We start from the raw sequence: 5,881 nt of genomic DNA on the forward strand, positions 1-5,881 counted from the left end.
GCTGATCGGCGCCATCGTTGCCGAGTTCTTCGGCACGCCTGTCGTCGGCATGGGCTTCCGCATCTCGACCGAGGTCGGGCGGATGAACATCGACATGGTCTGGGCCGAAATCGCAGTTGCAGCACTTGCGGGTTCGGTCTTTTATGGCGTGGTCGCTCTTGTCGAAAGAGCCGTCACGTTTTGGCATCCCTCTGTCCGTGGTGGATAGGGGCGGTGGGTTTAGGGCACTAACTTCAGAGGGTAACAAAATGAAAAGACTGATTATTCCCGTTCTGGCTGGCGCGATGTCGCTTGCCGCTTTCCAGGCAATGGCCGCCGACAAGGTGACGTTGCAGCTGAAATGGGTCACGCAGGCCCAGTTTGCCGGCTACTATGTCGCCAAGGCCAAGGGTTTCTATGAGGCCGAGGGTCTCGACGTCGACATCAAGCCGGGCGGTCCCGATATCGCGCCCGAGCAGGTGATCGCCGGCGGTGGTGCCGACGTTATCGTCGACTGGATGGGCGGTGCGCTGGCTGCCCGCGAAAAGGGCGTGCCGCTGGTCAACATCGCCCAGCCGTTCAAGAAGGCCGGCATGGAGCTGGTCTGCCCGAAGGACGGCCCGATCAAGACCGAAGCCGACTTCAAAGGTCACACGCTCGGCGTCTGGTTCTTCGGCAACGAGTATCCGTTCTACGCCTGGATGAACAAGCTCGGCCTGAAGACCGAGGGCGGCCCGGACGGCGTCACGGTGCTCAAGCAGAGTTTTGACGTGCAGCCGCTGATCCAGAAGCAGGCGGACTGCATCTCGGTCATGACCTACAACGAATACTGGCAACTGATCGACGCCGGCTACAAGCCGGAACAGCTGACCGTGTTCAACTACTCGGCCATGGGCAACGACCTGCTCGAGGACGGGCTCTATGCGTCCGAAGACAAGCTCAAGGATCCGGCCTTCGAAGACAAGATGGTGCGTTTCGTGCGCGCCTCGATGAAGGGCTGGAAATATGCCATCGACAACAATGACGAAGCCGCAGGCATCGTCATGGACGGCGGCGGCCAGGACGAGAACCACCAGAAGCGCATGATGAGCGAAGTCGCCAAGCTGATCGACAATGCCGACGGCAAGCTTGACCCGGCGACCTACGAGCGCACCGCCAAGGCGCTGCTCGACCAGAAGATCATCACCAAGGAGCCGACCGGCGCCTACACCACCGCCATCACCGACAAAGCGGTCAAGTAAGCCTAGCCGGCAACACATCTATCCAGAAAGCGGCGCCTCCGGCAGAAATGTCAGAGGCGCCGTTCCTTTATGGTGTTCATGACGAAGCTGGTCTCGATCGAGGCGACGCATTTCAGCCGCGCGATCTTTTCCTTGATGAAGCGCTCGTATTGTTCGAGGCTTCCCGTCACCACTTTCAGCACATAGTCGCGCGAACCGGTGACGAGGTGGCATTCCAGCACCTCTTCCCAGCCGCGGATCGCGTCCTCGAACATCACGATCTCGTCTTCGTTCTGGCGGCTGAGCCGGATGGTGGCGATGGCGACCATGCTCCAGCCGAAGGCTGAGGGATCGACCAGCGTGGTGTAGCCTCTGATGACCCCGGTCTCCTCCAGCCGCCGCACCCGCCTCAGGCAGGGCGACGGCGACAGGCCGATGCGCTCGGCAAGCTCGTTGTTGGTGATGCGGGCGTCGGCCCGCAGCTCACGCAGGATTTTCAGGTCGAAATCGTCGGCTATCTTCTGCTGCACTTTCGGTCTCTCCAGGCAATTTGTTGCGGGGATGCAGCCATGTGAGCCCAAAAATAGCAAGGACTGGCGGAACGAGATCGCATAAATTGCCGTTCACTATTTCAGTCGAACAGGCAGGAAAAGCCATGACCGCGCCACGCCCGTCGAAAACCCATATCGGCAACCACAAGCTCCACCCGGAGACGCTGATGCTGAGCTATGGCTTCGATCCGCAGCTTTCGGAGGGCGCCGTCAAGCCGCCGGTGTTCCTGACCTCGACCTTCGTGTTCAAGTCGGCGGAGGAGGGACGCGACTTCTTCGACTACACCTCCGGCAGGAAGGAGCCGCCGAGCGGCACCGCCTCCGGCCTGGTCTATTCGCGCTTCAATCATCCCAACAGCGAGATCGTCGAGGACCGGCTGGCGATCTATGAGGGGACGGATGCCTGCATCCTGTTTTCATCGGGCATGTCGGCGATCGCCACGACGCTGCTCGCCTATGCCCGTCCGGGCGACGTCATCCTGCATTCGCAGCCACTCTACGGCGGCACGGAGACGCTTTTGACGCGCACGCTCTCCGGTTTCGGCATCGGTGCTGTCGGTTTCGCGGATGGCGTGGACGAGCCGGCGGTGCGCACGGCCGCCGACGCGGCCGTCGCGAAAGGCCGCGTGTCGGTCATCCTGATCGAGACGCCGTCAAACCCGACCAACAGCCTGGTCGACCTCGCGCTGATGCGCAAGATCGCCGACGAGATCGGCGCGAGCCAAGGGTCAACGCCGATCATCGTGTGCGACAACACATTGCTGGGTCCGGTGTTCCAGCGGCCGATCGAACATGGTGCCGACGTGTCGGTTTATTCGCTGACCAAATATGTCGGCGGCCATTCCGACCTGATCGCGGGTGCCGCCATGGGCAGCAAGGCTATCACCAAGCCGATCAAGGCGCTGCGCGGCGCGATCGGCACGCAGCTCGACCCGCATTCCTGCTGGATGCTCGGCCGCTCGCTGGAGACGCTGTCGATCCGCATGGAGCGGGCCAACGACAATGCTCGCCTGATCGCCGAATTCCTGCGCGACCACGCCAAGGTCGACAAGGTGCACTACCTGCCGTTTCTGGGCGAGAATACGCCGGCCGGCCGCGCCTACAGGGCGCAATGCAGCGGCGCCGGATCAACCTTCTCCTTCGACATCAAGGGCGGGGAGAAGGCGGCTTTCGCCTTCCTCAACGGATTGCAGATCTTCAAGCTGGCGGTGAGCCTCGGCGGAACGGAATCGCTGGCCAGTCACCCCGCGGCCATGACCCATTCGGGCATTCCCTTCGAGGTGCGCCAGCGCATCGGCGTGCTGGAGACCACGGTCAGGCTGTCGATCGGCGTCGAGCATCCGGACGATCTGATCGCCGACCTGACGCAGGCGCTGGCGGCGGTCTGACCGCTATCGCTGAAGCCGGACAGGACGGCCCTAGGATCTCTATACGTCATCACAAAAACGTGTGGTTGGATACATTGTGCCGCCAGGCCGTTCCGTTGGCGCATGCGCGCGCCGGGGAGCCGCGACGCGTGCACAGTCAATCGGAGGTTCTTCATGCGCACCCAATCCTTCTTACCGGCGCTGTCGGCGCTGGCCATTTCGACCGCTTTCCTGTTCGCATCGCCCGCCCTGGCAGCCATGGAAAAGTTCAAGGCGACACTAGACGGCAGCCAGCAGAGCCCGCCCGTCACCACGAAGGGTAAGGGCACAGCCACTTTCACCTTCGACACGACCAAGAAGAAGCTCAACTGGAACGTCAAATATTCCGGCCTCAGCGGACCGGCGACGGCCGCGCATATCCATGGCCCTGCGGCGATGGGTGAAAACGCCGACCCTGTCATCCCGTTCAAAAAACTCAAGAGCCCGATCAAGGGGTCGGAGACGCTCACTGATGCCCAGGCGGCTGACCTTGAGGCCGGCAAGTATTACGTCAACGTCCACACCAAAGCGAACCCGAATGGGGAGGTCCGCGGCCAGATCGAGAAGGCGAAGTAGCTGACCGTTGAAGGTTGGCAGGACAGCGCCCCCCTCTGTCCTGCCGGACATCTCCCCCTCAAGGGGGGAGATCGAATGTACTTCGGGTTTCGCCAATCGCCAGTGTTGGAAGAAGGGCGAGACGACGAAACTGCCAATCTCCCCCCTTGAGGGGGAGATGCCCGGCAGGGCAGAGGGGGCGTGAAGGAACTCGACTTGCCCCGGTCGGCCCTCAAACCTTGTCGCGGATCTGGGTCATCGTCCGGGTCGGGGTGATCGCTTCGGGGTCGAGCCTGATCTCGACGATCGCCGGCTTGCCGCTGGCGCGGGCGCGTTCGAAGGCCGGGGCGAAGTCCGCCGTCTTCTCAACCGTTTCGCCATGGCCGCCATAGGCGCGGGCGAGAGCCGCGAAATCGGGGTTCTTGAGGTCGGTGGCCACCACGCGGCCGGGATATTCGCGCTCCTGATGCATGCGGATGGTGCCGTAGATGCCGTTGTTGACGACGACGACGACGATCGGCAGGTCGTATTGCACGGCAGTGGCGAATTCCTGCCCGTTCATCAGGAAGCAGCCGTCGCCGGCGAAAGCGACCACGGTGCGCTCTGGAAACAGCTCTTTGGCGGCGACTGCCGCAGGCGTGCCATAGCCCATCGAGCCTGACGTCGGCGCACCTTGAGTGGCGAAGCGGCGGAAGCGATGGAAACGATGCACCCAGGTGGCATAATTGCCGGCGCCGTTGGTGAGGATGGCGTCGTCGGGCAGCATCTTTTCGAGATAGTTCATGATCGGGCCCATCTGGACCGGGCCGGGGCCGCTTTCGGGTGGTGTCGACCAGTCGAGATAGGCGGCATGCAGCTTTGGCGTCTCGGCTGCCCAGACGGGTGCGGAGGCCGGCTTGCGTTTGGCGAAAGCGTCGACGAAGGCGGACGGCGAGGCGTTGATAGCCAATGCCGGCCTGTAAACGCGGCCGAGCTCGCCGGAATCGGCATGGACATGGACCAGTGTCTGGGCCGGGTAGGGGCTTTTCAGCAGCGTGTAGTCCGAGGAGGGCATTTCGCCCATGCGGCCGCCGATCAGCAGCACGAGGTCGGCCTGCTTGATCGCTGTGGCCAGCTTCGGGTTGATGCCTATGCCGACATCGCCGGCATAGTTCGGATGCAGATGATCGAACAGCATCTGGCGGCGGAAGGAACAGCCGACCGGCAGCGACCAGGCCTCGGCGATCGCGCGCATTTGTGCAACCGCCTCGGCGTCCCAGCGCGTGCCGCCAAGGATGACGAAAGGCCGCTTGGACTTGGCCAGCAATTTCTCAAGCGCATCGAGTTCGGCTTCCCCGGGCCGCGTTTCGACCGGTGTGTGCGGCAAGGCGACGGGCGCTTCAACGACACTGGTCAGCATGTCTTCGGGCAGCGAGATCACCACTGGGCCGGGACGGCCCGATGTCGCCACGGCGAAGGCGCGGGTGACGAATTCTGGGATGCGCGAGGCGTCGTCGATCTCGACTACCCATTTGGCGATGTCGCCGAAGAACCTCTTGTAATCCACCTCCTGGAAAGCCTCGCGCTCTTTGGCGTGGCCGGCGACCTGGCCGATGAACAGGATGACGGGTATCGAATCCTGCATGGCGATGTGGATGCCGGCCGAGGCATTGGTGGCGCCGGGGCCGCGGGTGACGAAGCAGATGCCGGGCTTGCCGGTCAGGCGGCCGTGGCAATCGGCCATCATGGCGGCACCGCCTTCCTGGCGGCAGACGATGGTGCGGATCGCTGAATCGTGCAGCGCGTCGAGCACCGCCAGATAGGATTCACCGGGCACGCAGTAGATGCGGTCGGTGCCGTTGGCTTCGAGAGCGTCGACGATGAGTTGTCCGCCAGTCTTCATTGTCCAGACTTCTCCAGTTCGGCAAGGATTTCTTGGGTGTGCTCGCCCAGGCGCGGCGAGGGGCGCTCATAGACCAGCGGCGTGCCCGACATCACCATCGGCGCGCGCACCGAAGGCAGAAGATTGCCATGGCCGTCGTCCAGGTCGAGCCGCATGCCGCGCGCGATCGTCTGCGGGTCGGCGAACATCTGGCCGATCGTGTTGATCGGGCTCGCCGGCACGCTGGCCGCTTCGAGCTTTGCCAGCAGCGGATCGCGGTCAAAAACCTTCAGCGCCTCGACCATGCGT

At 63.1% G+C, this 5,881-nt stretch carries 6 protein-coding genes and 1 pseudogene; 4 read left to right on the top strand and 3 right to left on the bottom strand.

What is annotated here, in order from left to right; translation table 11 throughout:
- Both EN884_RS22500 and EN884_RS22505 read left to right on the top strand, forming a co-directional pair.
- Nucleotides 1-208 (top strand): annotated as a pseudogene (locus tag EN884_RS22500) (ABC transporter permease); the annotation flags it as partial.
- Between the two features lie 40 nt (nucleotides 209-248).
- Nucleotides 249-1,220, top strand: coding sequence for an ABC transporter substrate-binding protein (locus EN884_RS22505; RefSeq protein ID WP_013530916.1), 972 nt, complete (start codon nucleotides 249-251; stop codon nucleotides 1,218-1,220).
- A 50-nt stretch (nucleotides 1,221-1,270) separates the two neighbouring features.
- Here the strand turns inward: EN884_RS22505 and EN884_RS22510 are convergent, their stop codons facing one another.
- Nucleotides 1,271-1,729 carry an Lrp/AsnC family transcriptional regulator gene (locus tag EN884_RS22510; RefSeq protein WP_024501498.1) on the bottom strand — a complete coding sequence of 153 codons (459 nt, stop codon included), beginning with the start codon at nucleotides 1,727-1,729 and terminating at the stop codon, nucleotides 1,271-1,273.
- A 125-nt stretch (nucleotides 1,730-1,854) separates the two neighbouring features.
- Between EN884_RS22510 and EN884_RS22515 the strand changes: the two genes are divergently transcribed.
- Both EN884_RS22515 and EN884_RS22520 read left to right on the top strand, forming a co-directional pair.
- Complete coding sequence (locus EN884_RS22515) at nucleotides 1,855-3,138, top strand: cystathionine gamma-synthase family protein (protein WP_063168500.1); 1,284 nt, start codon at nucleotides 1,855-1,857, stop codon at nucleotides 3,136-3,138.
- A 153-nt stretch (nucleotides 3,139-3,291) separates the two neighbouring features.
- Nucleotides 3,292-3,732, top strand: a complete 441-nt coding sequence (locus tag EN884_RS22520; RefSeq protein WP_013530918.1) for a CHRD domain-containing protein — start codon at nucleotides 3,292-3,294, stop codon at nucleotides 3,730-3,732.
- 211 nt (nucleotides 3,733-3,943) lie between these two features.
- Here EN884_RS22520 and EN884_RS22530 read toward each other — a convergent pair whose 3' ends face one another.
- Together EN884_RS22530 and EN884_RS22535 are read right to left on the bottom strand one after the other, a co-directional pair.
- Entirely contained in the window at nucleotides 3,944-5,593 is a 1,650-nt protein-coding gene (locus tag EN884_RS22530) for a thiamine pyrophosphate-binding protein (protein ID WP_063168499.1), read from the bottom strand.
- Nucleotides 5,590-5,881, bottom strand: a 292-nt coding sequence (locus tag EN884_RS22535; protein ID WP_206617622.1) for a CoA transferase, incomplete at its 5' end; no start/stop codon positions are given. The genes EN884_RS22530 and EN884_RS22535, both read right to left, overlap by 4 nt.

This window comes from Mesorhizobium sp. M7A.F.Ca.AU.001.01.1.1, assembly GCF_004022735.1.
GTDB classification, from domain to species: domain Bacteria; phylum Pseudomonadota; class Alphaproteobacteria; order Rhizobiales; family Rhizobiaceae; genus Mesorhizobium; species Mesorhizobium ciceri.

Coding starts and splice junctions, on each gene's coding strand:
- EN884_RS22505 (WP_013530916.1), top strand. CDS start 249: ATGAAAAGACTGATTATTCCCGTTCTGGCTGGCGCGATGTCGCTTGCC.
- EN884_RS22515 (WP_063168500.1), top strand. CDS start 1,855: ATGACCGCGCCACGCCCGTCGAAAACCCATATCGGCAACCACAAGCTC.
- EN884_RS22520 (WP_013530918.1), top strand. CDS start 3,292: ATGCGCACCCAATCCTTCTTACCGGCGCTGTCGGCGCTGGCCATTTCG.
- EN884_RS22530 (WP_063168499.1), bottom strand. CDS start 5,593: ATGAAGACTGGCGGACAACTCATCGTCGACGCTCTCGAAGCCAACGGC.